Genomic DNA, 26,977 nt, shown 5'->3' with positions numbered 1-26,977 from the left:
CCTATGGAATACAATACAAGCAAAACGCATCTCCAAATGCCGGAATACGGCCGAATTATACAGCAACTGGTAGAACGTTGCAAGGAGATTGAAAACAGAGACGAACGTAATGAAATGGCGGTGGCGATTGTAGATTTTATGGGTCAGAGAAATCCTCAGCTCCGTGATGAAGAAAATTATAAACATAAATTGTGGGATCATCTTTTCATTTTAGCAAAATATGATTTAGACGTAGATTCACCTTATCATATCCTAACCCAGGAAGAAATGAAGGTGAAACCTAAAAGAATGGAATACCCGAAACTTCAGGGTGATTTTAAATTTTACGGGAAAAGTATTTTGCAGTTGATCGATAAAGCAATTGAGTTAGAAGCAGGCGACGAAAAAGACGCTTTGATTCAGGTGATTGCCAACAATATGAAAAAATCGTATAATGTTTATAACAAAGAACACGTACAGGATGAGGTGATTTTCCGTCATTTAAAAGACCTTTCGAAAAACCGTTTGGATTTAACCGTTTTGGATTCACTAGAAAAAAGTAAAATTTATTACGCAACGAACCGAACCAATAAATCGTATCCGCGAAATAATCCAAAGAACCAAAATAACAGAAAAAATATTCAAAACAATAAAAACCGGAAATAAGAATGAGCGGAAGTTTTCAAATTAGAGGAGGAAAAAAACTGCATGGCGAAATTACGCCGCAAGGTGCTAAAAATGAGGCGCTTCAAATTTTGTGTGCAGTATTGCTGACGGATGAAGAAGTGCGCGTAAAAAATATCCCCGACATCCATGATGTGAACCGGTTGATTGAGATTTTGCAGGATTTCGGCGTGAAAATAACTAAAAACGGACACGGCGATTATACATTTCAGGCAGATGCGGTCAATTTTGATTATGTGAAATCGCAGGATTTCAAGCAAGACGGTGCAAAACTTCGTGGATCGGTAATGCTGCTCGGTCCGATGCTGGCAAGATTTGGCGAAGCTTATATGCCGACTCCGGGTGGTGATAAAATCGGCAGACGACGATTGGATACACATTTCCAGGGATTGGTAGAGTTGGGTGCGGATTTTCATTATGACGAAAAAGAATCTTTTTATACGTTAAAGGCGAAAGAACTTCACGGTAAATTTATTTTGCTGGAAGAAGCTTCGGTAACGGGAACTGCCAATATTGTAATGGCTGCCGTTTTAGCCAAAGGAAAAACCAGAATATACAACGCCGCTTGCGAACCTTACCTGCAGCAATTGTGTAAAATGCTGAACAGAATGGGCGCTGATATTTCGGGTATCGGTTCCAATTTATTGACCATCGAAGGCGTGGCTCATCTGCACGGAACAGAACATACGATGTTGCCCGATATGGTGGAAATCGGTTCGTGGATCGGTCTGGCTGCAATGACGAAATCTGAAATTACCATTAAAAATGTAAACTGGAAAGAGCTTGGAGTGATTCCAAATACGTTCAAGAAATTAGGAATTGATTTAGAAAAGAGAGACGATGATATTTTCATTCCGGCTCAGGAAAATTACAAAATTCAGAAATTCATTGACGGCTCTATTCTGACGGTTTCAGATGCGCCGTGGCCTGGATTTACGCCGGATTTACTTTCTATCATTTTGGTGGTGGCTACCCAGGCAAAAGGTACAGTGCTCGTTCACCAGAAAATGTTTGAATCCCGTTTGTTCTTCGTGGATAAATTAATAGATATGGGAGCGCAGATTATTCTGTGTGATCCGCACAGAGCAACAGTTGTCGGTTTAAATCACGAATATCCGTTAAGAGGTACTACCATGGTTTCACCTGATATCAGAGCAGGGAATGCCCTGTTAATTGCGGCGCTTTCGGCTGAAGGTACTTCGGTTATTCATAATATTGAACAGATCGACCGTGGTTACGAAAATATCGACGGAAGATTGAAAGCGATTGGTGCTGATATCGAACGGATTTAACTTTTATACAGCCACGAATTCACGAATGTTGATGATAGATAATCAATCATCAAAATATAAGTTTAAAATAAAGACAACCAGTTCAACAGAACTGGTTGTCTTTGTTTTTAGTAATACATAGTAACTGAAAGTTATTGGTTTAGGAAACTTTTACTTCCAAAAGATGTCATCATATTCCGGCTCTTTTAATTCAGGATGATCCAGTTTTAAGATGGCCTGCAATTGTTCTTCGGTTGCCTGTTTTTCTATTTCCGGGAAAATCTGCCGTTCCTCTGTTCGGATGTGAAGTTCAAGTAAAGCACGGAAATTTTCGATTTGTTCTGGGTTTTTTAAACCATCTTCAATCATCTTGCGCATGATTCTGTGCTGAGAAATCGCTTCTTTAATTAAAGGATGCTCCTCGCCTAAAACTTTAAATATGGTTTCCTCTTCTTCCGCAAAATGAGGTTTTAGATTTTGAAGATAAAATAAATCGATATATTTTGACATTCGGTCAACGGCGATTTCTTTCTTTAAACCCTCCTTTAATTTCCAGCAGAGCAAAAGTCCGAAATGATGGTCACGACTGAGTTGTACTAAGGCTTCATGTCTTTTCATAGCTTTTTATTTTAAATATGAATATCCTGCTTTAATTATAGTAAATATTTTTAATCTCGCCGTGAACGAGACAAAGATTTCATTTGCAAATATGCTGTTTTTTTCTCACTTTTTTAAGGTGCTTATCAAAGGTCCAGAATAAAAATATCTTAATTACGAATAAAGATTATTTTTTTAATTAAATGCTTTCGTCAATCATTTGCCGACAGGTTGCAGAGTCTGCGAAAAATAAAGGAACTCTCTGAAATTTTCAGAGAGTTCCTTTTAATATAAAATATTTTAAATATTCGTAATCTTAGTATCTGTAATATTCCGGTTTGAATGGACCTTTTACATCAACACCGATATATTTTGCCTGAGCTTCGGTTAAAGTTTCCAGTTCTACGCCTAATTTTGCAAGGTGCAAAGCTGCTACTTTTTCATCCAGATGTTTTGGCAAAGTATAAACTTCATTTCCATAAGCGGAAGAGTTGGTCCACAATTCAATTTGAGCCAAAGTCTGGTTTGTAAATGAGTTGCTCATTACAAAGCTTGGGTGTCCTGTTGCACAGCCAAGATTTACCAAACGGCCTTCTGCCAAAATGATGATTTCTTTTCCGTCGATATTGTACACATCAACCTGCGGTTTAACTTCATATTTGGTGTCGCCGTAGTTTTTGTTCAGCCAAGCCATATCGATTTCATTATCGAAGTGACCGATATTACAAACGATGGTTTTGTCTTTCATTCTTTTGAAATCCTCTCCTTTAACAATGTTAAAGTTACCGGTAGTGGTAATAATGATATCTGCATTTTCAACGACAGAACTCAGTTTTTTAACTTCGAAACCTTCCATTGCCGCCTGTAAAGCACAGATTGGATCAACTTCGGTTACCGTTACGATAGAGCCGGCACCTTTGAAAGAAGCCGCAGTTCCTTTACCAACATCACCGTAGCCACAAACTACCACTCTTTTACCCGCCAACATTACATCAGTTGCTCTTCTTACGGCATCAACTGCAGATTCTCTACAACCGTATTTATTGTCGAATTTTGATTTTGTTACCGAATCATTCACGTTGATTGCAGGCATTACCAAAGTTCCGTTCTGCATTCTTTCGTATAATCTGTGAACTCCTGTAGTCGTTTCTTCAGAAAGTCCTTTGATTTCCGCTGTTAATTCAGGATATTTATCGAAAACCAGGTTGGTTAAATCGCCACCGTCATCTAAAATAAGGTTTAATGGTTTTCTGTCTTCACCGAAAAATACAGTCTGCTCGATACACCATTCGAATTCTTCCTCAGTCATTCCTTTCCAGGCGTAAACCGGGATTCCGGCAGCGGCAATTGCAGCAGCAGCGTGGTCTTGGGTAGAGAAAATATTACAGGACGACCAGGTAACATCTGCGCCCAAAGCTACTAAAGTTTCAATTAAAACAGCAGTTTGAATCGTCATGTGAAGGCAACCTGCGATTCTTGCCCCTTTCAATGGTTGAGACGGGCCGTATTCTTCACGAATCGCCATTAATCCCGGCATTTCTGCTTCGGCTAAATTAATTTCTTTTCTCCCGTAATCGGCTAGTGAGATATCCTTAACTTTATAAGGAATGTATTGGGTTGTAGTATCCATCTGATAAAATAAATTTGATGCAAAGATACGAAATGTCTTTCTTTAAATTTAGTTCAATTACAAAATACCGGTTATGCTTTTAATCTATTGCTCAAACGAAATATGGATAACAAAATGTGCTGGCAGATGCAAAAAATTTTGCAAGTACGTATTTAAAGAATTGTGTAATTTTACCGTCTAATAAATTTTCAATGCCACTTTACCGGGATTTTTCAGATGATCAGGCCACCATTCTTCTTTGGAAGTATGGTGAAGAAGAGGATTTGGATGTAGAGTTTCTTTTAGAAGAAGAGAATTTTGATAAAATAAAAGACTATCATCCTACTAAATTGAAGGAAACCCTTTTGGTGAGGAAAATCTTAAAATCAGTTTTGCCTAATCATAAAATTCTGTACGAAGGCAGACAACCATATTTGTCGCCGAATGATTATGAAATCTCGGTAACGCATTCTTTTCCCTTTGCCGCTCTGGCGATTTCGAAAAATAAAGTTGGAATTGATGTAGAACCTTTTAATCAGAAAATTACCAGGATTCAGCACAAATTTTTGCAGGATGAGGAAAGCGGTTTTATCGAAAAAGATAAAGAAGTTGCCTATCTCACCGTTATTTGGTCGCTGAAGGAAAGTCTGTACAAAATTCATCATTCGAACTATTGGTCGTTGAAAAAACATTATGAAGTAAAACCTTTCAGCTTGGATTTTCCTTTTAATATCAGGTGCCGGGTGCACGATGAGCACGTTTCGGATCTGTACAGAGCGCGCGTCGAGTTTTTCGAAAATTACTGTTTCACGATCGTGGACTGAAGCTCCGGTTCTAAATTTTCGACGACTTTTCGTTGCTCTCTTGCTACATCATAAATCAATTCCAGAATTTCCTTTAAATTTTTCAGTTCCGTTAAATGGGTGATTCTGCCCGGATCGCGGCGGTCAAAGAATTCGTTTTCCTGCAGCTCTTTTTTCCGCTTTTCGAGCAGCGTTTCTACAGAATCTTCCGGCTCGAGTTTGCTTTCCTGCAAAATATTTTGATGAAGGTTTTTTTGATTTAAAATTAATTTCGTTCTCACTAATTCTGCTGAAATCTTTAGATCCCAACCGTTAAAATCGATTTCCGGATAATGTTTGTCGGTTTCTGAATATTGAGAAAAGGAAGCGATATACGCCGTAATTAAATGGGAAGTAATGACAAACTGATGCAGATGTTCTAATTTTTTCTGTTGGTTTTTCGGATCGGAAATCATCCTTTGAAAATTATCAGAAAGATTGGCCAGATCGATGACAGCGGCTTTTCTTTTGAGTTTGTAATCTTCAATTCCAATATTTTCATCTTTAAAAAAAGCCATTGCGGCAGAGAAATATTTGAAATTGCTCTCGGCAGATTTCTTCATGAGATCCAGATTTTGGGTATGTTCCCAAACCGGTAAAACAAAATAGGACACCACAAAAGCCACGGCGCCCGCAATGACGGTATCCAGAATCCGGTCTTTAAAAATCGTGTTTAAGTTTCCCGGATTTAAAATATTAAAGGCAAGAAAAATATAGATGGTCATGAAAAAGACGGCCACTGAATAATTGGTTTTCAGAAAAGCAAAACACAGCACCATAGCAGATATGAAAAGGACAAAGAGCACATTCTGAAAAGGAATGAAATACAGAATTGCGTAAGCCACCAAAGCCCCGGCCACCGTTCCGTATAACCGTAAAAGATTCCGGTGTTTGGTCGTGGCATAAGCGGGTTTCAAAATCGCTACAATGGTGATAAAGATCCAGTAAGAATGACCGATTCCTAAAAACTTGAGCTGAGAAATAAAGTAACCTACCACTAAAGCAACTGTAATCCGAATGGCATGGCGGAAGTGCGTTGACTGCAAAGAAAAATTGGCAAGAAATATTTTGCTGTTAAGTTTCTCCTCTGCGGTCACAAATTTTTCTACATCAAGACCTGTAGAAAGACTTTTTGCCATTTTTAGATTTTGGCTGAAAACTTTGTAAATCGTTTTTATTTCATCTGAGATCACTGTGATTCTATTCAGGATTAAACGAAGCGTCATAAAATCTTCCAGCGTTTCGGGCGTTAATTTGCTGTTTCGTAAATCAAAATAATCGTTATATATGTTTTCCAGTGATTCGTCGATATTGCGGATAGGTTTTGCTTTGGAGCCGCTTTGCAGTGCAATCCCGATATTGCTCATTTCTTCTGAAAGCATCTGCAGATAATTTCCCAGAGCGTTTAAAAATTCTGTTGCACCGAAGTTTTCCTGAACCTTGCGGTAATCACTTTCAGAAGTCATCAGTTTTTCGTGCAGATCAATGGAATTAAGGAACATCAGCATCAACAACCGGCTGGTAGTTGTGGATTCGTTGACGATTTTCCGGGTTTTAAAAACGGTTTCCCGGGTTTCTTCCTGAAGATTTTTGATTGAAATCTGCTTGGTAATAATCTGAGAATAGAGACTGTCAAAATTAGGATCCTTTAAATAAAATTTTGATTTCAGGGAAAGGTATTTTGCAAGTTCCAGATAATTTTCACCAATCATCTGTCCTGCCAGCTTGTAAGGCTGCATTTTGGAAACAATCAGAAAAATAATAAAGTAGCAGATAGAACCGGCGAGAAAAATCAGGGAACTTTTAATAATATGACCTCCGGTTAAATGGCCGTCTATAAAAATGGCCAAAACCACTAAAGACAAAGAACCCACCGCAGCCAGTCGCTGGCCAAAAACGCCGATCATGGTAAAGAAAATGCTGAAAATAATAATTTCCGGATAAATTAGAATCGGGAAATTTTTGATAACACTGGCCACGATGGAGACCAGGAAAAAAGAAGCAATCGCCAGAATTAAAGCATTTCTTCTCCGGATAAAAGGTCCGGGCTGATCTGTAAGTCCTACAAAACTGGTGGCAAGAGGAAAGAGGAAAAATTCCTTGAGCAAACCAAAATGAGCCAGAATTACACTGGGCAAAACAATGGCCAACGAAATACGAACCGCTGAGGAAATCGCCTGGCTGGTTGCAAATTTTTTTAATTCGGTTGCATAGTTCATTTTACAAATTTAAACTTTTAAGGTCAAAAAAAAGCCTCAAAATACTTTGAGACTTTTTATTTGTGAATTAAGTTTTATTAATAATCCTGAGCATTCGAAGATTCTTCACCGATATTCCAGGTTAATCCGAACCGAAGCGTATTATCTAAAGCTGAATTTGTTTTTGAGGTATTGATTAAATAAGACATATCTAATCCGAAAGACTGGTATTTCAAACCAACGCCTACTGTTGCATATTGTCTGCCACCCTGTTCTACGCTTTCGTGGAAATAACCACCCCGCACGGCAAATGCATTGTCATATTCATATTCAACCGCGCCGCTGAACATCATGCTTTTTGGATTGCTGAAAGATTTTCCGATTCCATCGATTACCCCAACATTCGGAACATTACCGGTTTGATCAGGACCCGGCACCAAAAGTTTTGATGCTTCAAAATTAAGTCCAACTCTGTTTAAATCATCCAGAAATAAATCATAACCTGCACCTACTCTCGCCATGGTCGGAAGATAAGATCTGGATTCTTCATCACCGGTATAGTCTAATCTCGGACCTAAATTTTGAACGGCAAAACCTCCTTTTACGCGACCTTCAAAATCGTTGATGCTGCTGTGTTTTTCCGATTGAAAATATCCTGAAACATCAACTGCAAAAGAGTTTGCTGGTTTTAAAGTGTTGTCAGAGTTGAATCCTCCCGATAAATCAGAACGGATAAATCGACCCGTAACCGCCATTGAATAGTAATCTGAAAGTTTTAGAGCGTAAGCAACATCAATTGAAAATTCGTTGGGTTTTGCAAATCCTCCTTTCTCAAAACCTTGTCCGCCTACCGCCAATTTGGTGAGCTCTACCTCACCCATATTAAAATAGTAAATACTTGCGGAAAGGGTAGCTCGTTCTTCATCTCCCAAAAACTGATGATAAGCGCCATAAAGCAAGAAAACATCATTGGTTAATTTGCTCATGTAGGGCGTATAGTTGATCCCAACAGCAGAAGTTGTTTTGCTGAACGGATATTTCGCTGCATTCCAGAATTGGGAAAAAGCGTCGGTAGTTGTTGCAACCCCCTGATCACCCATTCCTCCTGCTCTTGCATCGGGCGATATTCTTAGGAACGGTGCACCGGTTAAGACAGTTTGAGTCTGCGAATAGGCCGCAATACTCATCCCAAATCCTAATCCTAAAAATAGTTTTTTAGTCAATGTCATAAAGTCAATTTTTGTCGTTATAAATTTTTTTTAATTATTTTAATAAAACCATTTTTTCGACCGCAGTTGCACTTCCTTTGCATTTGTCCTGATTTTGGCTGCGTGCGAAAATTTTAAATATATAAGTTCCTTTACCAACTGCATCTCCGAAATCATCATTTCCGTCCCATTCGATCGCTGTTCTCGGTGTTCTGAATCCCTGAAGGAAAGGTTCTGCCGTCACCGTGGTGCTGAGGGTTCTTACCAATTTACCGGTAATGGTATAAATCTGAACATTTACGTCTAACACATCATCGCAATTGTGTTCAAACTGAACGTAGGTTTTGTTGGTAAAAGGATTTGGCCAATTTAACAATTTTTTAACGATTAAATTTTGATTGCTTTCGTCCTTAACTATAAAGTTTAACGTAGCAGTCGTTGAATTATTGTTAATGTCCCAAACTTTAAATGTTAACTGATGCTCGCCAGGTGTTAAATTTCTGAAGGGGTAAGTTACGTTTCCTTTCTGATAATCTAATAGGGAAGGATTGGTACATCCATTTCCATCTCCTGAAAAATAGAAATCATTCAGAACTACGGTGTCGATAATTTTACCGTCGAGAACTACGGTGACATCGTGCCCAATACCGGAACCGGTGGAGTTGATTCCTTTATCATCGGTTACACAGGCAAGGAGTAGGGGATTCTGATCAGTGATGCCCCCATCTGCAAAATTGGTGTTGTTCATGTATAATTTTACTTTTGGAGCTTCTGTATCATTGATTCCTTCTGGATTAATTCCTCCAATGGTGTGTGTTTGATTATTAAAAACATCGAACACTTTGTTGTCAGCGTAAACTAAAATTCTTCCTTGGCCGGATTCATAATTAATATCTTTTGGAACATAGAATTCAACAGAGAAAACACCACTGGTTGCCACTCCCGAGGATTTCACAATTGGGCTGCCTTCTTCAGTGTACGTTAATACCGGATTCATTTTCGGCATTCCATCATTATTGAGTGTTTTTTTGGTCAGCCGTTTATCAAAAATATTTACCGCCACTCTTCCATTAAAGCTTTCATCTATGCTTCCGTCAGCTTTTGTAATATGGCCTTTTATTTTCACAAAATCCAATGCACGAAACTGCCCCGGAACCGGAGAGTCGATTTCATCGATGGTTATTAATCGTTTTGGGCGGCTTAATTTAGTCGCCGGATCTCCCAGAAAGTTGACTTTCAAATGGTCATTCGATGGACCTTTTTGAATTTTTGCTTTTAATAGGGCATCACCTAGATTTAAAAAATCGTCATTTTCCAAATCAAAAATATGTTTGGTGAAAATAGTCGTGAAATCTTCGCCATAACCAACTCCAATCGCACGGCTGGAAGTAACCATGGTTGATGCTCCTCCGGTTTTTGATTTGATGACCTGCTCGCCGGCAGAAAAAGTTCCCGGATCATCCCAAAGGGTAAATTCACACGTAATCGTAGAAACCAAAGGGAAACGCGAATAAACATTATTGAAATTATTAAAATTCTGAATCTGATCGATTGTTAAAACTCTTTCCTGCGCCCAACCATTAATCCCACCATGACCGAAATAGAACAGGTAAAGACTGTTACCGACATCATTGGAGATCGCCTGGTTGACCTGCGGGTATCTTTGGCCGCCAGCCGATGTCTGTGCAGGGAAGGCATCTAAATAAAGTTTTCGGATATTGTATTCTTTTCTCAATGTTCCTGTTTCGAATACATTGGCCAGAGAGGCGTTCATGGTATTGTGGAAAGGGAATTGGTTATCAGCATCATCATCTACTACGAAATCCAGTTTCATGCGCCATTCGCCAAACGGAGTCGACTGACCGGGATTTGCATTGTTATAAGCTAAAGCTTTATCGATTAAAAGTTTGGCTTCAGAAATATTGGCAGCCGGCAATCTGCCCACCGGCAAGTTCGGTAATGTTGCAGAAACACTTACTGCTCCAATGCTTTGTGGACTGGTCATTACAAAATAATCGTCGGTTACAAATGAATCAGAGTAATTGCCACTTTCTTCACTTTGATAGCTTGGGACCACTGAAGAACCGGGATGCGTTTTTCCTTTGAAATCATATGAAGTGTCTCCTAAAATGAAAAGATATTTCAATTTTCCGGACGGCGTATTCAGTCGGGTTGTAAAGTCTCTGATTGCGGTGATGTCTCTGCTCCCACTGCTGAATTCATTATAGATTTTATTAACGTCGACGACCGCGACATTATATTTTCCCTGGTAAAAATTGGCGAGACGCTGTGCCTGTCCCATCATCTCGGGAACCGTAATCATCAAATAATCGATGTTTTGTAAACCAGCTAAATCCTGATTATCGATTTTTCCGACAAACGCAGGAGAAAATGCTGCATTGTTTTTAAAAGCGACAAACTCATTCACGAAGGTGTTGCTATTTGCGATATAACCAAAACTGAAATTAGAGGAGTCGCCTGATTTATTCACTTTTCTGGTCACATTGGTGATGTCAGAAACTTGCCAAACCTGATCCGCCGCAGAGGCATCGGACATATTAAAAGTGTACGTATTACCGCTTTGCTCCACAATGCCATAACTTCTAAAATTCATCTGGTCATTATTGAACTTTAAATCTTCTTTATACTGAACTTCAGCATAATCAAAATAAAATTTACCATTAGGATTACTGGCAGAGTTCGGTGCATAATTGAAGGAAAGTTGATTGCCCTGTAAATTAGTAACCGTCCCGTTATAAACTATCGGTAGATATTCTCTTTTATCATTTGGCGAAACCGAAGTACTGGCCGGATTTGCATTGTTAATGTTCACCGTGATTGTATTGCCTTGCGATAAGTAAGCAATATATCTTGAGCGGTATGCAATAACATCAGCCGGCTGAATCGGCGATTTTGTTGTAAAAGTGACAGTCTTATTAGTATTAAAAGCATCGCCGGTCCAGATTCTGCCAATTTTCATTAAATTGAATTTCTCTTCATTGATGTATTGGTATTCATCATAGCGGGAAATGATATTTGAATTAGTCGGGACATCACTTGCTTGAATTCTTTTGCCGGGTCCGTTATCGAAATTGATGAAATAGTAAGCGAAGTCTTCGTAGATGTTGATAAAGTTACTGGATTTATCCGTCCGCGTTTCTATTCTTCTGTTGCCGTTGCCATTCCCGCTTTTGTGCAGATTATAACCATTAGGACCTTGAGCGTAGAAAAGAGCATAATCATCTTCATTCCAAACCCCGTCATCTTCACCGAAAACCTGTATTGCATTTTCCTGCAGAGCATCGAAACGGTAATCCTGATTATGTTCAGGCAACATCAAGCCACCATTTCCATAAATTCTAAAATTTTTAGGATTGATGTTGGCGGGATTTATTCCGTTTTCCCGCAGGAATTTTGCAGTGATTTTAAAAACGCCTGATTTGTCAACTTTAATTTTATAAAAGTTTCCCTGTCTCAATGGATTTTCAGCAGTTCCGATTTTACTTGCCAGATTTTTACCCAGCATTTTCCTTTCATCATTGATTACCGTAAAAGAACTGAGCCGGTAAATGGTTCCTTTTTCAAATTTTAAGGCGGCAACCCGAATATTATTGCTTTTTTCCTGTGTGTAAGGATTCGTATAATCACTCACTTCATATTGATCTTCGGCTGGAAGATTATAATCATTGATGTCGAAAAGATCCTTTGCTGATATTTTTTCCCAAACCAAATTGGTGACTTTTCTGCCGGTACCACCGTATTTTTCTACTATCCTGATATAAACCCCGCCATCTTCATATACAAAACTTTCGTTCTTAAAGAAAGGAACAGTAACTTTGCTACTTCCGTAATCAATCACGGTGCTTCCTTCCCAATTTATTTTAGTGGTTTGCGAAAAAGAAAAAGAACTGAATAAAAATACTAAAAAGAGTGTTAAATTGCGCTTCATCTGCTGGTTAATTTGCCATTTACAAATTAAACGAAAATTATTAAATAATAATATGATACAATAAAATTAAATTGTTAACGTTCTGCAAAAAATCAATCTTTAATTTGATTTATTAAATAATTTATTTTTTCTTTGTACCTTGATAAATTCTAAATTTACTATGAATAGACTAAAGTTGTTTACAATAATGGCGTTAAGTGCAACACTTATCCTGATGAGTTGCGGCAGTGGTGGCAACAGCAAGAAAGGTGGTGGTACAAAACGTTTTACAAGTAAAACTGGTTGGAAACCCAACGACCAAAAAGGTTGGTTCTTTACCGGAAAACAACAGAAACAGAAAGGCTGGCCAGGAATGGTGTACGTGGAAGGCGGAACATTTACCATGGGATTGGTGAAAGATGACGTGATGCATGATTGGAATAATACCCCAAAAAGAATGCAGGTGAGTTCTTTCTTTGTCGGCGAAACAGAGATTACGAATTACGAATACAGAGAATATGTAACGTGGCTGAAATATGTTTTCCCTCCTTCTGACCCTAGTTTTAAAGAGATTTATACAGGAGCACTTCCAGATACTTTGGTTTGGAACAACAAGCTGTCCCGAAACGATTTTGCAGAAACCTATTTCCGTTCGCCAGAATATGATTACTATCCTGTAGTAGGTGTTTCCTGGCTGCAGGCTTCCAGATACTGTGATTGGTTAACCGATCGTGCAAATGAAAAAGCTTTGATGGAACAGGGTGTAATTTCTAAAGATTTATATACCAACGATTCAAACAATCAAGGAGCAAGTGCCTTTAATTTAGATAAATTCAAAGGGAATGATCCAGAAATGGATGCATATATCAACAAGCAGCGTTTGCAGCAAAAAAGTGGGATTAAGACCCAAAATGCAAGAATCATTGCAGCAAACCGTAATGCAACTTCCGGTGTTGTAGAAAAGTTCCGCTTGCCAACTGAGGTAGAATGGGAATTTGCGGCCCTTGGAATGCAAAAAGAAAGAGAATATAATCTCTACACCAGTAAAAAACCGGAAATCGAACAACTGAAAGGTAAAAAAGGTAAAAACCGGGGAATGTATCTTGAAAACTTTAAACAGGGAAGAGGTGATTATTCCGGAGTTGCAGGTTGGAAAAATGACGGTTCACCGACTACTGCAGACGTAAAAAGATATCCTTCAAATAATTTGGGAATCTTTGGAATGTATGGTAACGTGTCTGAATGGACTGCTGATGTTTACAGGCCAATCATTGATGAAGAAGCAAGCGACTTTAATTATTACAGAGGAAACATAGCAAAAGAAATCGTAAAAAATGCAGATGGGACTTTCAAAAAAGTTGACGCAGTGAAATATGATACGTTAGCTGATGGCCGATTGGTTTATAGAGGATTGCCAGGTCAGTATGAACGAGAGGTTGTTGCAGATAACAGAAACTTCCGTGACGGTGATTTTCAGTCGTCTCTGGATGCAGGTTATGGGAAAGCAGAAGACAGTTCGACTCTGGGCTATAACATGTACAATTCTAAGCAAAAAAGATTTATTGTAGACGGCAGAGGTAGAATAGTTCTTCAAAAAGACAAAACTTCCAGAACAACCGCATTATCTAATGAAGTTAGAGTAATTAAAGGAGGTTCGTGGTTAGATGGAGCTTACTGGCTTGATCCGGGACAAAGAAGATTCCGTGATGAAGGAAAAGCTTACGGTTGGGTCGGATTCCGTGTTGCACAGGATGCGAAGTCAAACGGAAAAGGAAGAACCAAAAGATAAAATTTAATAAATATTTAAAAATCCTTCTGTTTATGCAGAAGGATTTTTTATTTTTGACCTATGAATGCAATTTCCTTTTATCCTGTTTTTTTAAAATGCGCGAAAGTAACAATCGATACCAGAAATATTGAACAAAACGATGTTTTCTTTGCCTTTTCGGGCTCCACATTTAATGCCGCAAAATTAGCTGAAAACGCCATTGACAAAGGTGCGATGGCGGTTATTGTGGAACAGAAAGAATTTGAAAATGAAAAGAGAAATATTTTCTATGTTCCGTCAACTCTCAAATTTCTGCAGGATCTTGCAAAACATCATAGAAACCAACTCGAAATTCCCGTTATCGGCCTCACCGGGAGTAATGGTAAAACAACGACCAAAGAAATCATTCATGCGGTGCTTTCGCAGAAATATAACGTGCAGTATACTTTTGGAAACCTTAATAATCATATCGGTGTTCCGCTGACCTTACTTTCGATAAAACCAGAACATGAGATCGCGGTGATTGAAATGGGTGCGAATCACCAGAAAGAAATAGAGCTGCTTTGTGATCTTGCGCAGCCTAACTATGGCTATATTACCAATTTCGGCAAAGCACATCTTGAGGGTTTCGGTGGTTTCGAAGGAGTTATTAAAGGCAAATCTGAATTATATGATTATTTGGAAAATCAGTCGCAAACTATTCTGGTTAATGAAAATGATCCTATTCAACTTGAAAAAACAGAAGGGTACCAGCCAAAAATTACTTTTGGTGCAGAAACTTCTGATTATCAATTTCAACAGGTTTCAAAAGACAATTCAGTAGGATTGATTTATGGGGGAAATCAGGCGATATCGAAGCTTACGGGAAATTATAATTTTACCAATCTTTGTGCGGCGGCAAGTTTGGGTTTACATTTTGATTTACATTTTGATCAGATTAAAAATGCCATTGAAAACTATTTGCCCACCAATATGCGGTCGCAGGTTGTAGAAAAGAACGGGAAAACCTTTGTACTCGATACGTATAATGCCAATCCCAGCTCGATGAGCGAGTCTTTAAAAAACTTTAATAATTTTAATGGTACCAAAACCATTATCATCGGTGATATGTTAGAGTTGGGTGAAGAATCCGAAACAGAACACCAGGCGATTCTCGACCTTGCCGGGTCTCTTGATTTTGATGAAATTATTACGGTGGGAAATGAATTTAAAAATGTAAATCATTTTTCGAAATCCTATCAGAATGCGAAAGAACTTTCGGATTATTTACAAAGTAATACCATTGAATCAAAAAATATTTTGTTAAAAGCTTCCCGCGGGATTGCTTTAGAACAAATTTTAGAATTCATCGGTTAGTCTTTATTCCAAAAATCATTGAGGATTAATTTGATGTTTTCAAAGGTCATTGGAAAAACTTCTGCAATAATTTGTTTTTCGTTTTTCCAGGAAACTTCAGAAATTCCTTCCTCTGTTTGTGGTACAGGATCCGAAGTTCCGATATAACTGACACTGAACCAGTAAGTTGTTTTCAGTATTTTCTTGCCATTTCTTTCAGTGTAAATGTGAAAAGTCGTGTTTAAATAATCTTCTAAAATAAGCTCCTTAAGTCCGGTTTCTTCCTCTATTTCCCGCAATGCTGCCTGTTCCAGAGATTCTCCTTTTTCTATTTTCCCTTTTGCTAAATCCCATTTCCCTAAACGGCGGATAAACAGAATTTCTTCTTTTTGATTACTTACAACCCCGCCTGCGGCCTCAATTACTTTAAACATCTTGGTGAAATCTTCCCAAATATCTTCAAGATCATCACCGTAAATGTTAAGTTCCGGACAGGAAGTGTTTTCCAAAAGATCGATTGCAATTTCTAAAGTCGAAAATCCTTCATACCGAAGTTTCTTTTCTACATCTTGCGGATATTTACTAATAGATAATTTTTTTTCATTCACAAAAACTTTATACATTTGCAACGCTTTATTTAATACAAAAATATAAAAATGAATTTAGAAGGACGCAAAATTATCGTAAATAAATCGGGAGCTGAGTTGGTTTCTATGTTAAACACTCCAGAAGGGTACAGAGATCTGATGCCGGATTCTTTACAGAGTTTTGAAGTTCGTGACCAAGGTTTTAAATTCAGTTTAAAAGGAATGCCTGAAATTGCTTTGGTAATTGATGAAGTGACAGAAAATCAAGTGGTTTTGAAATCGGCAAGCTCGAGTCTGGATTTTTCATTAAAAGGGGTGATGAATCCGGTTAATGAAAATCAAACTGAAGTCCAGTTGCTTTTTGAAGGTAAATTTAATCCGTTTATCAAAATGATGGTCGAGAAACCTTTGAAAAACTTTATCGACGCTTTGACCGATAATATCGAAAAAATTTAAGAAATCAAATCTATTGAAAAGCCCTGAATGTTGAATTCAGGGCTTTTTTATTTAATGAGTGTAGCTTGCAAAAGCTTCTTCCAAACTGCCGTATTTGCCTTTAAATTCTTCGATGTTGCAATCCTGGATAATATTTCCCTGATGAATCAAAATTACCCGGGAACACAGTGCTTCTACTTCCTGCATAATGTGAGTGGACAGAATTACTGTTTTTTCTTTCCCAATTTCTTTAATCACATTTCTAATTTCGATGATCTGGTTCGGATCCAGACCGTTTGTCGGTTCATCTAAAATCAGCAAATCAGGCGAATGCAATATAGCTTGGGCAAGACCAACTCTTTGTTGATATCCTTTTGAAAGCTGCGAAATTTTTTTCGATTTTTCAGGGGTGATGCCCACCAGTTCGATCACTTCGTCAATTCTTTCTTTTGGGATTTGATGAAGATTAGCTACGAAATTTAAATATTCTTTCACATACATTTCGCTGTAAAGAGGATTGTTTTCCGGTAGAAATCCCATATTTTTCTTTGCTTCAATCTCATTTTCACGAATATCTTTTCCTTTAAAGATCATTTGTCCTTCATCAATTTTCAGCGCCCCGACAATCGATTTCATCAACGTAGATTTTCCCGCACCATTCGGCCCGAGAAGACCAATAATCTCATTACTGTCGATTTCAATATTGATATTATTTAAAGCGGTTTGATCGCCAAATTTTTTGGTCAGGTTGATGATTTGTAAAGACATAAATTTTATTTAATGAAGTGCAAATTTAGGAAATTGAATAGGAGTGTAATCTAATTAGGAAGAATCATTTAAACAAAAAAAGACCGAGAAATATTCTCAGTCTTTTTAGTGAGCGCGACAGGATTCGAACCTGTGACCGTCTGCTTAGAAGGCAGATGCTCTATCCAGCTGAGCTACGCACCCAAATATTAGAATTTTTCAAACTCATCGTTGAGAAGATAAAGCTTTTTTAAAAAAAAAGAAAACTCTCGAAAGAGCTTCCTTATAAAGTCGGGGCGGCAGGATTCGAACCTGCGACCTCCTGGTCCCAAACCAGGCGCGATGACCGGACTACGCTACGCCCCGAGTGATTTTTGCGATTGCTGCGGAGAGTAAGGGATTCGAACCCTTGGTACAGTTTCCCATACGCTTGTTTAGCAAACAAGTCCTTTCGGCCACTCAGGCAACTCTCCTCTCCAATTAAACAAAAAAAAGATAGAGAAAATTCTCGATCTTTTTCAGTGAGCGCGACAGGATTCGAACCTGTGACCGTCTGCTTAGAAGGCAGATGCTCTATCCAGCTGAGCTACGCACCCATTTATAATTTTGAGAAAATTATTAAAACATTTCCATTTTAAAAAAAATCTCATTGGGTAAAGAGAATTTTTTTATAAAGTCGGGGCGGCAGGATTCGAACCTGCGACCTCCTGGTCCCAAACCAGGCGCGATGACCGGACTACGCTACGCCCCGAATAATTTTTTGTGGAAGTTGCGGAGAGTAAGGGATTCGAACCCTTGGTACAGTTTCCCATACGCTTGTTTAGCAAACAAGTCCTTTCGGCCACTCAGGCAACTCTCCATTGCAATATTTGTAAGAGCTTCTGTTCTGTAATTGCGAGTGCAAATATAAAAGAGTTTTCGTTATAAACCAAAAGAAATTCCTAAAAAATATTCGTATTTTTGACTCTAAATTTAAAATATTAAAAAACGAATGCGTAATTCATTATCTGTCATATCCTTAGGTCTTCTGATTATTTCTTGCGGAACGCAAAAAAAATCACACACTGCAGTTGTAAAACCTACATTGCCCCAAGTTTCACTTGTGAAACCTGAAGTTCCCCTTCATAAACCGAGAATTCGACATGAAGGTGGAGTCGAGTTTTTTAAAGAAAACATCGGTGATATTACTAAAAATGACAATACGGCCAGTTATGGATCGATTGTTTCTGCGAATCCTGCTGGATATAAAGTAGTGAAAACTTTCTTTCCGGCAGTAGGGCAAAATTTCCGACAGCGGTATATTATTTTACATTATACGGCTTTGGATGATGATAAGTCGGTAAATGTGCTGACTCAGCAATCGGTGAGCTCCCATTATTTGGTCAATGATTTAGGAGATAATGAAATTTATCAGTTGGTTGATGAAAATAAAAGGGCTTATCACGCCGGAATCAGTGCCTGGCGAAAAGACAAAATGCTCAATGATACTTCTATTGGGATTGAGATCGTAAATGCAGGTTATAAAACCGATGCCGGTGGAATGAAAGTTTTCCCTGAATATTCTGAAGCACAGGTCAAGAAAGTGGCTGCATTGGTAAAAGACCTTGCGAACCGGTATATGATTCCGCCGACCAATGTTTTAGGACATTCTGATATTGCACCAACCAGAAAGCAAGATCCAGGGCCAAAATTTCCGTGGAAGAAGTTATACACTGACTACCAGGTTGGGATGTGGTATGACGAAAGTGTGAAAGACAATTTCTATATGACCGCTGTTTTGGAAGATTATAACTTGCAGATGACCGTTCCATCATTTCTGTTTAAAATTCAAACTGCCTTGCGTGATTTTGGCTATGATATTAATCCGAATGGATTATATGATGATGCGACGAAGAAAACGATCGAAACTTTTCAGTATCATTTCCGGCCGGAAAATTACTCGGGGATGATGGATGCGGAAACTTGGGCAATTTTGCAGGCATTAAACTTGAAGTATCCAAATAAATAAATATCTTTACAATTCTCAAACCGGGCGATACATTATCGCCTCTTTTTTTAGACTTAACTTTAAATCAATTTAATAAATACAGTAAATAATCTTAACTCTTCAACAAATTATTTTATGGAACATTTCAGAAATGAAAGCGATTTATTAGGGACTTTACAAGTGCCCCAAAATGCATATTATGGAGTTCAAACCCAACGTGCTATTGATAATTTTAAAATTTCAGGACAAACTCTTTCTTCTTATCCGCAATTTATAAAAGCGTTGGCTGTAGTGAAAAAAGCAGCTGCAAAAACCAATTATGAATTGGGATTGCTTGATGAGAATCTTTATAAAATGATTGCCGAAACCTGTGAGGAGCTTATCGACGGAAATCTGCATGAGCAATTCCCGATCGATATGATTCAGGGTGGAGCAGGAACTTCTGTGAATATGAACGCTAATGAAGTTATTGCAAACAGGGTTTTAGAGAAATTAGGAAAAGAAAAAGGAGATTATCAGTATTGTTCGCCCAACGATCATATCAACCTTTCGCAATCGACGAATGATGCTTATCCAACTTCATTAAAAATGGCTTTGCTGTCGATGAATTTGGAGTTGGTAGAAAAACTCAGGAAAATAGTTGAAGCATTTCGTGAGAAGGGAAAAGAGTTCGCACCCGTTATCAAAATGGGAAGAACACAGCTGCAGGATGCCGTTCCTATGAGTATGGGTCAGGAGTTCGAAGCTTATGCGGCAACTCTGGAAGAAGATATTTCTAAATTAAACGCGAATGCCAACCTTTTTGTGGAGGTGAATATGGGGGCAACCGCCATCGGAACTGGATTAAATGCTCCCGTTGGTTATGCGAATTTATGTGCTAAAAACCTCGCTCAATTGACTGGGTTTTCTGTTATTTCTGCACCCAATTTGGTAGAAGCAACTCCAGACACGGGTGCTTATGTCATTTATTCTTCGGCCTTAAAAAGATTAGCGGTGAAGCTGTCTAAAATCTGTAATGATTTGCGTTTGCTTTCTTCAGGTCCAAGAGCGGGCTTTTTTGAAATCAATCTTCCGCCAATGCAGCCTGGATCTTCAATCATGCCGGGAAAAGTAAATCCTGTAATTCCGGAAGTGGTCAATCAGGTTTGTTTTAAAGTCATCGGAAATGATTTAACGGTAACTTTTGCGGCAGAAGCAGGACAATTGCAATTAAATGTAATGGAACCCGTTCTTTCACATTCAATTATGGAAAGCATGATTTTCTTAGGAAATGCAATGGATACTTTAAGAGAAAAATGTATCGTAGGCATTACGGCCAACAAAGAGGCCTGTTTGAATATGGTGAGAAACAGTATCGGTATTGTAACCGCTTTAAATCCTTATATCGGTTATAAAAATTCTACAGAAATTGCCAAAGAAGCGTTGGAAACAGGCAGAAGCGTTTATGATTTGGTATTGGAGCGCCGGATTTTATCTGAAGAAAGATTAAATGAAATTCTGGATCCTGCAAATATGCTGAAGCCTCATCAACCAATGTAATTTTTTAAATAAAACTAAGGATTATAACCATCGGATAATTAAACTATGAAGAAAATATTAACAACAATAACAATTATTGGAGCACTCACAATGAGCAACGCACAGAAATTTGAAACTACGAAAACAACAGACAAAAGCGGTTACCAATATGAAACCGTTATTAATGATAAAACAGGGGTAAGAGTTTATACTTTAAAAAATGGATTAAAAGTATTCCTTGCGAAAAACGATGACGCACCGAAAATCCAAACCTATATTCCCGTAAGAACAGGAAGTAATAATGATCCGGCTGATAATACGGGATTAGCGCATTATCTGGAACACATGATGTTCAAAGGAACCTCTAATCTTGCAAGTGCAGACTGGGCAAAAGAAAAACCGCTTTTAGAGGAAATTTCTAAACTGTATGAACAGCATAAAGCAGAACAGGATCCGGAAAAAAAGAAAGCACTCTATAAAAAAATAGATGAAGTTTCACAGGAGGCAAGTAAATTTGCAATCGCCAACGAATATGACAAAGCGATTTCTTCACTGGGAGCGTCGGGAACCAATGCTCATACGTGGTTGGATGAAACCGTTTATAAAAATAATATTCCAAACAACGAACTCGAAAAATGGTTGAAAGTGGAGAAGGAAAGATTCTCTGAATTAACTTTGAGATTATTCCATACTGAGCTGGAAGCGGTTTATGAAGAATACAACCGTGCTCAGGATAACGACGGACGTTTGGTGAATTATGAATTAATGGATGCCCTTTTCCCAACTCATCCAAATGGTCAGCAAACGACGATCGGAAAATCAGAGCATTTGAAAAATCCATCCATGCTGGCGATTCACAAATATTTTGATGAATATTATGTGCCGAATAATTACGCCATGGTTTTGGTGGGAGATTTAGATTACGACAAAACCATTAAACTGGTAGATCAGTATTTCGGAAGTTTTGAATACAAAGAATTACCGAAAAAACAAACGATCACCGAAGAGCCAATGACCAAAATTGTAGAAAGAACGGTAAAAAGTCCTTCTACACCGAGGTTACAACTCTCCTGGAGATCTGATTCTTATGGAACTCAAAATGCGAGACTTGCAGACATCGTCGGAAATATTCTGACGAACTCGGGAGATTCCGGTTTGATTGATTTAAACATTAATCAAAAACAGAAAGCGCTGAGAGCAATGGCTTACGAGTCTGCGTTTAAAAATTACGGAAGTTTTTCATTAATTATCGTTCCGAAAAATGACCAGACTTTTGATGAAGCGAAAAAATTAATGTTGGATCAAATTGAACTGGTGAAAAAAGGAGAATTCCAGGACTGGTTGATTCCGGCCATCATTAATGATATGAAAATCCAGCGCATGAAAACGTATGAAACCGCTGACGGATTGGCTACTTCATTGTACGGAAGTTACATCAACGACAGAACCTGGGAGCAGGAACTGAATGAGATCAATGAATACGAAAAGATTACGAAAGCCGACGTGGTGAAATTTGCCAACGATTTCTTTAAAGATAATTATGTCATCATTAAAAAAGAAAAAGGCGTCAATGATAAATTAGTCCGCGTAGAAAATCCGGGAATTACTCCGATTAAACTAAACAGGGATGCGCAGTCTCCGTTTTTAAAGGGAATTTTAGCAGAAAAATCTTCTGAAATTAAACCTGAATTTATCGATTACGCAAAAGTGATCAAAACGGATAAAATCGGTGATAAAAAAGTGAGTTTCGTACATAATAAATACAATGATATTGCCCAGGCTCATTTTGTTTTCCCTTTCGGAAGCGACCATGACAAAGAATTAGGTCTGGCAACTCAGGTATTGCAATATTTAGGAACCAATAAATTATCTGCAGAAGACCTTAAAAAGGAATTCTTTAAGTTGGGTATTTCTAATGATTTCAGAACTTCACAGGACCAGTTGAGAATCTCGTTAAGCGGTTTAGAAGAAAATATGCCAAAAGCAATCGAGCTGTTGAAAAACTGGATGCAGAATGCAAAACCCGATCAGAAGGTATACGAAGAAAATGTGAAAACCATTTTGGAAGGCCGGGAAGTTGCCAAAAAAGACAAAGCAAGAATTATGGCCGCTCTGTCTAATTACGCTAAGTATGGCAAGGTTTCGCGCTTTTCAGATGTGCTTTCCAAATCACAGTTAGAGGCGATCAATTCGGTTGATATGACGAATAAAATTCAGAATTTGCTGAAAATGCCTTACGAGATTTTCTTTTACGGACAGAATTTCAATGCTTTCAAAAAATATGCAAAACCTTTCGTAGAAAAGGAAACCTTGAAAGTTCCTGCAAAAAACGACTATCCTGAACCTGCAACCAACGGCAATGTATATTTTACCAATTACGATATGGTACAAACTGAAATGAGTAAAGTGGCAAAAGGACCAAATGTTAATTTAGCGAACCTTGGGAAAATCAGTGTTTTCAATGAGTATTTTGGACGGGGATTATCTTCAATCGTTTTCCAGGAAATCCGTGAGAGCAAGAGTTTAGCGTATTCTGCTTATGTTTCTTATGCGTCAAGCGGCGAGCTCAACCGTCCTGATTACGTGACGACTTATATCGGAACTCAGGCGAATAAACTTCCGCAGGCAGTTACTGCGATGGATGAATTGATGGAAAATCTTCCGCAAATCCCGGCACAGTTTGAAAATGCTAAAAATGCAGCGTTGAAACAAATTGCTTCCGGCAGAATCAACAGAACCAATATTTATTTCAATCAGTTAAGTCTTAAAAAATTAGGAGTTGACTACGATTTAAGAAAGGATATTTACAAAGAAATCGAAAAATTGTCTTTGGCAGATCTTACGGGTTTCTATGATTCGCAGATGAAACCAATGAAATACAATACCGCGATTATCGGTAAAAAAGAAAATCTTGACATGGATGCCATAAATAAAATGGGCATATTCCAGGAAGTTTCTTTAGAAGAAATATTTGGATATTAATTTTTGAAGATATGGTTAAAAAAAAGTGAAATTTCGGTTTCACTTTTTTTTATGTTTAATAATAAAATCAAAAAAATATTTACAAATGAAATTGAGATCAATTAAATAGGGTGATTTGACTCTTTTATAGTAAAATAAATAGGTTCACATTTGCAATGCAATACCTATAAACGAATTTTTTCGTGATCCACAGAACGATAAAATTCGACGTAACAATGTAGAAATTACAGCGCAACATTTCATTGTCCGTTGTTCAACAGAAAAAGTCAGTACAATGATGAAAATTTTTAAAAAAAAATTTTATGAGTTTGCATGAATCTTTCAACAGATCGGGTTTCTCAAAATCCGTCAACAGTCCGGCAGGTCGCATATTCCGTTTGGCAGCAGGCACCGCATTTCTGCTGGTAGGATACCAGTTTCGCGATCGCCCACTTGGTATACTTTCAATGGTTTGGAGTATTTTCCCCTTAAGTGCCGGAGCATTTGATATCTGCTATATCAGCGCCGCATTGGGCGGTCCATTATCGGGTAAGAAGATCCGCGGCAGTTCGGGTAAATAGGTTTTATCGGTTACGGAAGTTGCACAGCAAGCAGTCGAAGAGAATCCTATTAATTATCTTTAAAAACCTTACAAATTATAAAACTAAACTAATAGCTGTGAAAGCAAAGATTCCGGAATTTCCGGAATTTTTTTTGGATTATTTTAAAGTTGGTGAGAATGGTTGCATGAAATATATACCTAGGCTTTGCAATATCTAAAACAGTTACCGGGTATATTTAAACGAAAGAACGCACCAAAAAGGCACGTTCTTACAAATGTAATATTTAAAAAATATTTATTTCACAATTTTCATTTCATTCAACAGCCATTTTGCATCGGCATATTTATCAACAATGAAAAGAATATATTTGGTGTCCACCATGATATTTCTACTGAAACGGGGATCGAAATTGATGTCACTCATCGTTCCTTCCCACTGTCTGTCGAAATTCAGTCCGATTAAATTTCCGTGTGCATCCAAAGCAGGACTTCCGGAGTTACCGCCGGTTGTGTGATTGGTTGCGGTAAAGTTTACGGGAACATCGCCGGTTTTGTCTTTGTAGATTCCGTAATCTTTCGTATTGTAAATGTTGACCAGTTTTTTAGGAACATCGAATTCATAATCACCGGGAACATATTTTTCCATCACCCCTTCCAGATGCGTTTGGTAACCGTAGTAAACCGCGTCTCTGGGGTTAGAACCTTTCACCTGGCCATAAGCGACACGAAGCGTAGAGTTTGCATCCGGGAAGAATTTACGGTCTTTATCGGTTTCCATTTGCTGCGCCATGAATTTCTTTTGAAGCACATCGATCTGATCCTGAAGTTCTGCATATTTCCCTTCAGTAGTTTTCATGTAGCTATCTTTCATTGAAGAAGCCAGCTGAATAATGGGATCGTTTTTAAGGTTTTTAATCAACTCCGCCGGATTGGCAAATACCTTGTCGATATTCGCTGACGCCGTTGCGCTGTTGAAAGTTCCGCGTCCGGTAATCACTGAATTTTTAGACCAGTTTTCAATGGTTGCTGAATTTTTATTAACCTCTTTAAACTGAGCGAAATTTGCAGGCAAAAATTTGGCAGGTGTTTTTTCTGCATACAAAGCGAGCAGCTGTGCTGTTACTTTAGCATCCAGTTCAGCATCATAATCTTTGTAAAATGAAGCAAGTCTGTTTTTGAAACCTGTCAGTGTCTGGTCGGTCATTTTTCCAGCTTCATAACTTTGCATAAAATTGATGTACTGATTGGCCAGTGACAAAGTTTCGGCATTTCTGGTCACTTCTGAATAATAAGAACGGTTTAGCGAGTAAGGAGACTGCTCGTTGTACAAATTGTTCAGCTGATCAATCGTCGGTTTAATTTGCGGATTTTTTGCAATTAAAGTCTGCTCGTATTTTTTCTTTTTTCCAACGGCGTCAGATTTTTTCAAACCTTCAACTTCGCCGATCCATTTTTTCCAGTAATTGGCTACACCAGCGTATTTTGACGCATATTTAATTCTTGTTTCCGCATCGGTACGCATTTTTTCGTTTAAGGTTTTCAACGCGACTTCTCTTACGGCGATCATGGCAGGATCGGTTTCTGTCATTACCTTTTCTACAGCGATGGCAGGTAAATACTCGGTTGTTCTGCCGGGGAATCCAAAAACAAATGTGAAATCATTTTCCTGTTTGTCTTTAATGGAAACCGGTAAGAAATATTTCGGTTTGTAAGGGATATTGTCTTTTGAATATTCCGCTGGTTTATTGTTTTTGTCAGCATAAATCCGGAACATCGAAAAATCGCCGGTATGTCTTGGCCAAACCCAGTTGTCGGTATCAGATCCGAATTTACCGATTGAACTTGGCGGTGCACCAACCAAACGGATATCTTTGTAAGTTTCAATAATGTAGGCGTAATATTTATTACCGTAATAAACGGGTTTAATGATTACTTTCTGCCAAGGTTCTAATTTAAAACCGGCTTTAACCGTTTCAAGATTTTTGGCAATCAGCGCTTCCGCCGCTTTAGAATCTAAATTTTGTGTTCCCGCCAAAACAGACCCCGTCACTTCTTTAATATCTGCGATAAAATCTACGGTCACGCCCGGATTTGGTAATTCTCCATTCATGTCTTTTGCCCAGAAGCCATCACTCAAATAATCATGTTCCACTGATGAGTGTTTCTGAATTTGACCGTAACCACAGTGGTGATTGGTCAGCAGTAAACCTTGTGGTGAAATTATTTCTGCGGTACAACCTCCGTTAAATTGTACGACCGCATCTTTAATACTCGGTTTTGAAGGATCGAAAATCTGTTTCGCAGAAATTTTCATTCCCAAATCTTTCATTTCCTTTTCGTTGAGTTCTGTAGGAATCCACATTCCGCCGTACTGCTGGGCAAATGCCATCACTGCCGGCAAAAGTATTGCTGCCAGCAATATATTCTTTCTATTCATTTTTAAAATTTGGCCTAAAAATAAGAAAATTTTTATTGATGAAGCAGTATTATGGGGCTTAAAATGAGTTGACCAATCTTTTCCATTATTTGGGGTATTGAAATAACCGATCAATCACAGACTGAAATACCCGAGAATAAAAAGTTAATGATGTTTTCCGTCGTGATTATTGATCGTTTTTCAAATAAACAGAATGATGTTTCACGGTATTTTCAAATGTTAAAGGGCGGCATTTATTCAAAAGCCGATTTTGCAGAAATGATCTTTGTTCGGTTTTATTCTTAACTTAATGATTATAAGTGTTAAGCATTCATCAAATATTCT

The 26,977-nt window shown here is 38.1% G+C and carries 18 protein-coding genes and 6 tRNA genes; 10 read left to right on the top strand and 14 right to left on the bottom strand.

The features are described 5' to 3' along the window. Positions 1 to 3: 3 nt before the first annotated feature. Together QF004_RS08360 and murA are read left to right on the top strand one after the other, a co-directional pair. Entirely contained in the window at positions 4 to 645 is a 642-nt protein-coding gene (locus QF004_RS08360) for a DUF4290 domain-containing protein (protein WP_133440102.1), read from the top strand. A gap of 2 nt (positions 646 to 647) precedes the next feature. Beyond that, complete coding sequence (gene murA / locus QF004_RS08355) at positions 648 to 1,955, top strand: UDP-N-acetylglucosamine 1-carboxyvinyltransferase (protein WP_307424960.1); 1,308 nt, start codon at positions 648 to 650, stop codon at positions 1,953 to 1,955. A gap of 150 nt (positions 1,956 to 2,105) precedes the next feature. On the opposite strand, the gene QF004_RS08350 is transcribed toward murA, so the two are convergent. Next, complete coding sequence (locus QF004_RS08350; protein ID WP_307424957.1) at positions 2,106 to 2,552, bottom strand: hemerythrin domain-containing protein; 447 nt, start codon at positions 2,550 to 2,552, stop codon at positions 2,106 to 2,108. Positions 2,553 to 2,847: 295 nt separating this feature from the next. Further along, positions 2,848 to 4,161: an adenosylhomocysteinase gene (gene ahcY, locus QF004_RS08345; RefSeq protein WP_307424954.1), complete on the bottom strand. Its 1,314-nt coding sequence runs from the start codon at positions 4,159 to 4,161 to the stop codon at positions 2,848 to 2,850. A 191-nt stretch (positions 4,162 to 4,352) separates the two neighbouring features. Between ahcY and QF004_RS08340 the strand changes: the two genes are divergently transcribed. Beyond that, positions 4,353 to 4,964 (top strand): 4'-phosphopantetheinyl transferase superfamily protein, encoded by a 612-nt coding sequence (locus tag QF004_RS08340; RefSeq protein ID WP_307424951.1) that lies wholly within the window; start codon positions 4,353 to 4,355, stop codon positions 4,962 to 4,964. Here QF004_RS08340 and QF004_RS08335 read toward each other — a convergent pair. From QF004_RS08335 to porU, 3 genes are all read right to left on the bottom strand, one after another. Next, the gene (locus tag QF004_RS08335; RefSeq protein ID WP_307424949.1) at positions 4,940 to 7,201 is read right to left on the bottom strand and encodes an FUSC family membrane protein; all 2,262 of its coding nucleotides are present in this window, start codon (positions 7,199 to 7,201) and stop codon (positions 4,940 to 4,942) included. The genes QF004_RS08340 and QF004_RS08335 overlap by 25 nt on opposite strands. Before the next feature lie 77 nt (positions 7,202 to 7,278). Continuing rightward, on the bottom strand, positions 7,279 to 8,409 hold the full coding sequence (porV, locus tag QF004_RS08330) for a type IX secretion system outer membrane channel protein PorV (protein WP_307424946.1): 1,131 nt from the start codon (positions 8,407 to 8,409) through the stop codon (positions 7,279 to 7,281). A 34-nt stretch (positions 8,410 to 8,443) separates the two neighbouring features. Further along, entirely contained in the window at positions 8,444 to 12,337 is a 3,894-nt protein-coding gene (gene porU, locus QF004_RS08325; protein WP_307424943.1) for a type IX secretion system sortase PorU, read from the bottom strand. Positions 12,338 to 12,497: 160 nt separating this feature from the next. Here porU and gldJ point away from each other — a divergent pair, with 160 nt between their 5' ends. Together gldJ and murF are read left to right on the top strand one after the other, a co-directional pair. After that, positions 12,498 to 14,105: a gliding motility lipoprotein GldJ gene (gene gldJ / locus QF004_RS08320; RefSeq protein WP_307424940.1), complete on the top strand. Its 1,608-nt coding sequence runs from the start codon at positions 12,498 to 12,500 to the stop codon at positions 14,103 to 14,105. A gap of 60 nt (positions 14,106 to 14,165) precedes the next feature. Further along, positions 14,166 to 15,440, top strand: coding sequence for a UDP-N-acetylmuramoyl-tripeptide--D-alanyl-D-alanine ligase (murF, locus tag QF004_RS08315; protein WP_307424937.1), 1,275 nt, complete (start codon positions 14,166 to 14,168; stop codon positions 15,438 to 15,440). Here murF and QF004_RS08310 read toward each other — a convergent pair. Continuing rightward, positions 15,437 to 16,042 carry an NUDIX hydrolase gene (locus QF004_RS08310; protein ID WP_307424934.1) on the bottom strand — a complete coding sequence of 202 codons (606 nt, stop codon included), beginning with the start codon at positions 16,040 to 16,042 and terminating at the stop codon, positions 15,437 to 15,439. The two genes, murF and QF004_RS08310, sit on opposite strands and share 4 nt — an antisense overlap. Before the next feature lie 33 nt (positions 16,043 to 16,075). Between QF004_RS08310 and QF004_RS08305 the strand changes: the two genes are divergently transcribed. Continuing rightward, the gene (locus QF004_RS08305; RefSeq protein ID WP_133440112.1) at positions 16,076 to 16,462 is read left to right on the top strand and encodes an SRPBCC family protein; all 387 of its coding nucleotides are present in this window, start codon (positions 16,076 to 16,078) and stop codon (positions 16,460 to 16,462) included. A gap of 51 nt (positions 16,463 to 16,513) precedes the next feature. Here the strand turns inward: QF004_RS08305 and QF004_RS08300 are convergent, their stop codons facing one another. The 7 genes from QF004_RS08300 to QF004_RS08270 all read right to left on the bottom strand — a co-directional run bounded on the left by QF004_RS08300 (position 16,514) and on the right by QF004_RS08270 (position 18,047). After that, positions 16,514 to 17,209, bottom strand: a complete 696-nt coding sequence (locus QF004_RS08300; RefSeq protein ID WP_133440113.1) for an ABC transporter ATP-binding protein — start codon at positions 17,207 to 17,209, stop codon at positions 16,514 to 16,516. Between the two features lie 109 nt (positions 17,210 to 17,318). Then, positions 17,319 to 17,392 (bottom strand) — tRNA-Arg (locus QF004_RS08295). Positions 17,393 to 17,479: 87 nt separating this feature from the next. Next, positions 17,480 to 17,554 (bottom strand) — tRNA-Pro (locus QF004_RS08290). A gap of 20 nt (positions 17,555 to 17,574) precedes the next feature. Next, a tRNA-Ser gene (locus QF004_RS08285) sits at positions 17,575 to 17,661 on the bottom strand. Between the two features lie 49 nt (positions 17,662 to 17,710). After that, positions 17,711 to 17,784, bottom strand: a tRNA-Arg gene (locus tag QF004_RS08280). Positions 17,785 to 17,864: 80 nt separating this feature from the next. Further along, positions 17,865 to 17,939: transfer RNA gene (locus QF004_RS08275), tRNA-Pro, on the bottom strand. 21 nt (positions 17,940 to 17,960) lie between these two features. Then, positions 17,961 to 18,047: transfer RNA gene (locus tag QF004_RS08270), tRNA-Ser, on the bottom strand. A gap of 132 nt (positions 18,048 to 18,179) precedes the next feature. Between QF004_RS08270 and QF004_RS08265 the strand changes: the two genes are divergently transcribed. The 4 genes from QF004_RS08265 to QF004_RS08250 all read left to right on the top strand — a co-directional run bounded on the left by QF004_RS08265 (position 18,180) and on the right by QF004_RS08250 (position 24,235). Next, the gene (locus QF004_RS08265; protein ID WP_307424929.1) at positions 18,180 to 19,196 is read left to right on the top strand and encodes an N-acetylmuramoyl-L-alanine amidase; all 1,017 of its coding nucleotides are present in this window, start codon (positions 18,180 to 18,182) and stop codon (positions 19,194 to 19,196) included. A gap of 114 nt (positions 19,197 to 19,310) precedes the next feature. Next, entirely contained in the window at positions 19,311 to 20,714 is a 1,404-nt protein-coding gene (gene aspA / locus QF004_RS08260; RefSeq protein WP_133440115.1) for an aspartate ammonia-lyase, read from the top strand. A gap of 45 nt (positions 20,715 to 20,759) precedes the next feature. Next, positions 20,760 to 23,675 (top strand): pitrilysin family protein, encoded by a 2,916-nt coding sequence (locus tag QF004_RS08255; RefSeq protein ID WP_307424924.1) that lies wholly within the window; start codon positions 20,760 to 20,762, stop codon positions 23,673 to 23,675. A 302-nt stretch (positions 23,676 to 23,977) separates the two neighbouring features. Beyond that, on the top strand, positions 23,978 to 24,235 hold the full coding sequence (locus QF004_RS08250) for a DUF2892 domain-containing protein (protein WP_133440117.1): 258 nt from the start codon (positions 23,978 to 23,980) through the stop codon (positions 24,233 to 24,235). 276 nt (positions 24,236 to 24,511) lie between these two features. On the opposite strand, the gene QF004_RS08245 is transcribed toward QF004_RS08250, so the two are convergent. After that, positions 24,512 to 26,653: a S46 family peptidase gene (locus tag QF004_RS08245; protein ID WP_282905079.1), complete on the bottom strand. Its 2,142-nt coding sequence runs from the start codon at positions 26,651 to 26,653 to the stop codon at positions 24,512 to 24,514. Positions 26,654 to 26,977 lie beyond the last annotated feature (324 nt).

Source organism: Chryseobacterium sp. MDT2-18 (assembly GCF_030815285.1).
GTDB lineage: Bacteria > Bacteroidota > Bacteroidia > Flavobacteriales > Weeksellaceae > Kaistella > Kaistella salivictor.
The sequence above is the reverse complement of the archived record's forward strand: the minus strand, read 5'-3'. Positions and strand labels throughout refer to the sequence as shown.

Coding starts and splice junctions, on each gene's coding strand:
- QF004_RS08255 (WP_307424924.1), top strand. CDS start 20,760: ATGAAGAAAATATTAACAACAATAACAATTATTGGAGCACTCACAATG.
- QF004_RS08340 (WP_307424951.1), top strand. CDS start 4,353: ATGCCACTTTACCGGGATTTTTCAGATGATCAGGCCACCATTCTTCTT.
- QF004_RS08310 (WP_307424934.1), bottom strand. CDS start 16,042: ATGTATAAAGTTTTTGTGAATGAAAAAAAATTATCTATTAGTAAATAT.
- QF004_RS08305 (WP_133440112.1), top strand. CDS start 16,076: ATGAATTTAGAAGGACGCAAAATTATCGTAAATAAATCGGGAGCTGAG.
- murA (WP_307424960.1), top strand. CDS start 648: ATGAGCGGAAGTTTTCAAATTAGAGGAGGAAAAAAACTGCATGGCGAA.
- QF004_RS08350 (WP_307424957.1), bottom strand. CDS start 2,552: ATGAAAAGACATGAAGCCTTAGTACAACTCAGTCGTGACCATCATTTC.
- QF004_RS08245 (WP_282905079.1), bottom strand. CDS start 26,653: ATGAATAGAAAGAATATATTGCTGGCAGCAATACTTTTGCCGGCAGTG.
- gldJ (WP_307424940.1), top strand. CDS start 12,498: ATGAATAGACTAAAGTTGTTTACAATAATGGCGTTAAGTGCAACACTT.
- porU (WP_307424943.1), bottom strand. CDS start 12,337: ATGAAGCGCAATTTAACACTCTTTTTAGTATTTTTATTCAGTTCTTTT.
- murF (WP_307424937.1), top strand. CDS start 14,166: ATGAATGCAATTTCCTTTTATCCTGTTTTTTTAAAATGCGCGAAAGTA.
- QF004_RS08265 (WP_307424929.1), top strand. CDS start 18,180: ATGCGTAATTCATTATCTGTCATATCCTTAGGTCTTCTGATTATTTCT.
- porV (WP_307424946.1), bottom strand. CDS start 8,409: ATGACATTGACTAAAAAACTATTTTTAGGATTAGGATTTGGGATGAGT.
- QF004_RS08250 (WP_133440117.1), top strand. CDS start 23,978: ATGAGTTTGCATGAATCTTTCAACAGATCGGGTTTCTCAAAATCCGTC.
- QF004_RS08335 (WP_307424949.1), bottom strand. CDS start 7,201: ATGAACTATGCAACCGAATTAAAAAAATTTGCAACCAGCCAGGCGATT.
- QF004_RS08360 (WP_133440102.1), top strand. CDS start 4: ATGGAATACAATACAAGCAAAACGCATCTCCAAATGCCGGAATACGGC.
- QF004_RS08300 (WP_133440113.1), bottom strand. CDS start 17,209: ATGTCTTTACAAATCATCAACCTGACCAAAAAATTTGGCGATCAAACC.
- aspA (WP_133440115.1), top strand. CDS start 19,311: ATGGAACATTTCAGAAATGAAAGCGATTTATTAGGGACTTTACAAGTG.
- ahcY (WP_307424954.1), bottom strand. CDS start 4,161: ATGGATACTACAACCCAATACATTCCTTATAAAGTTAAGGATATCTCA.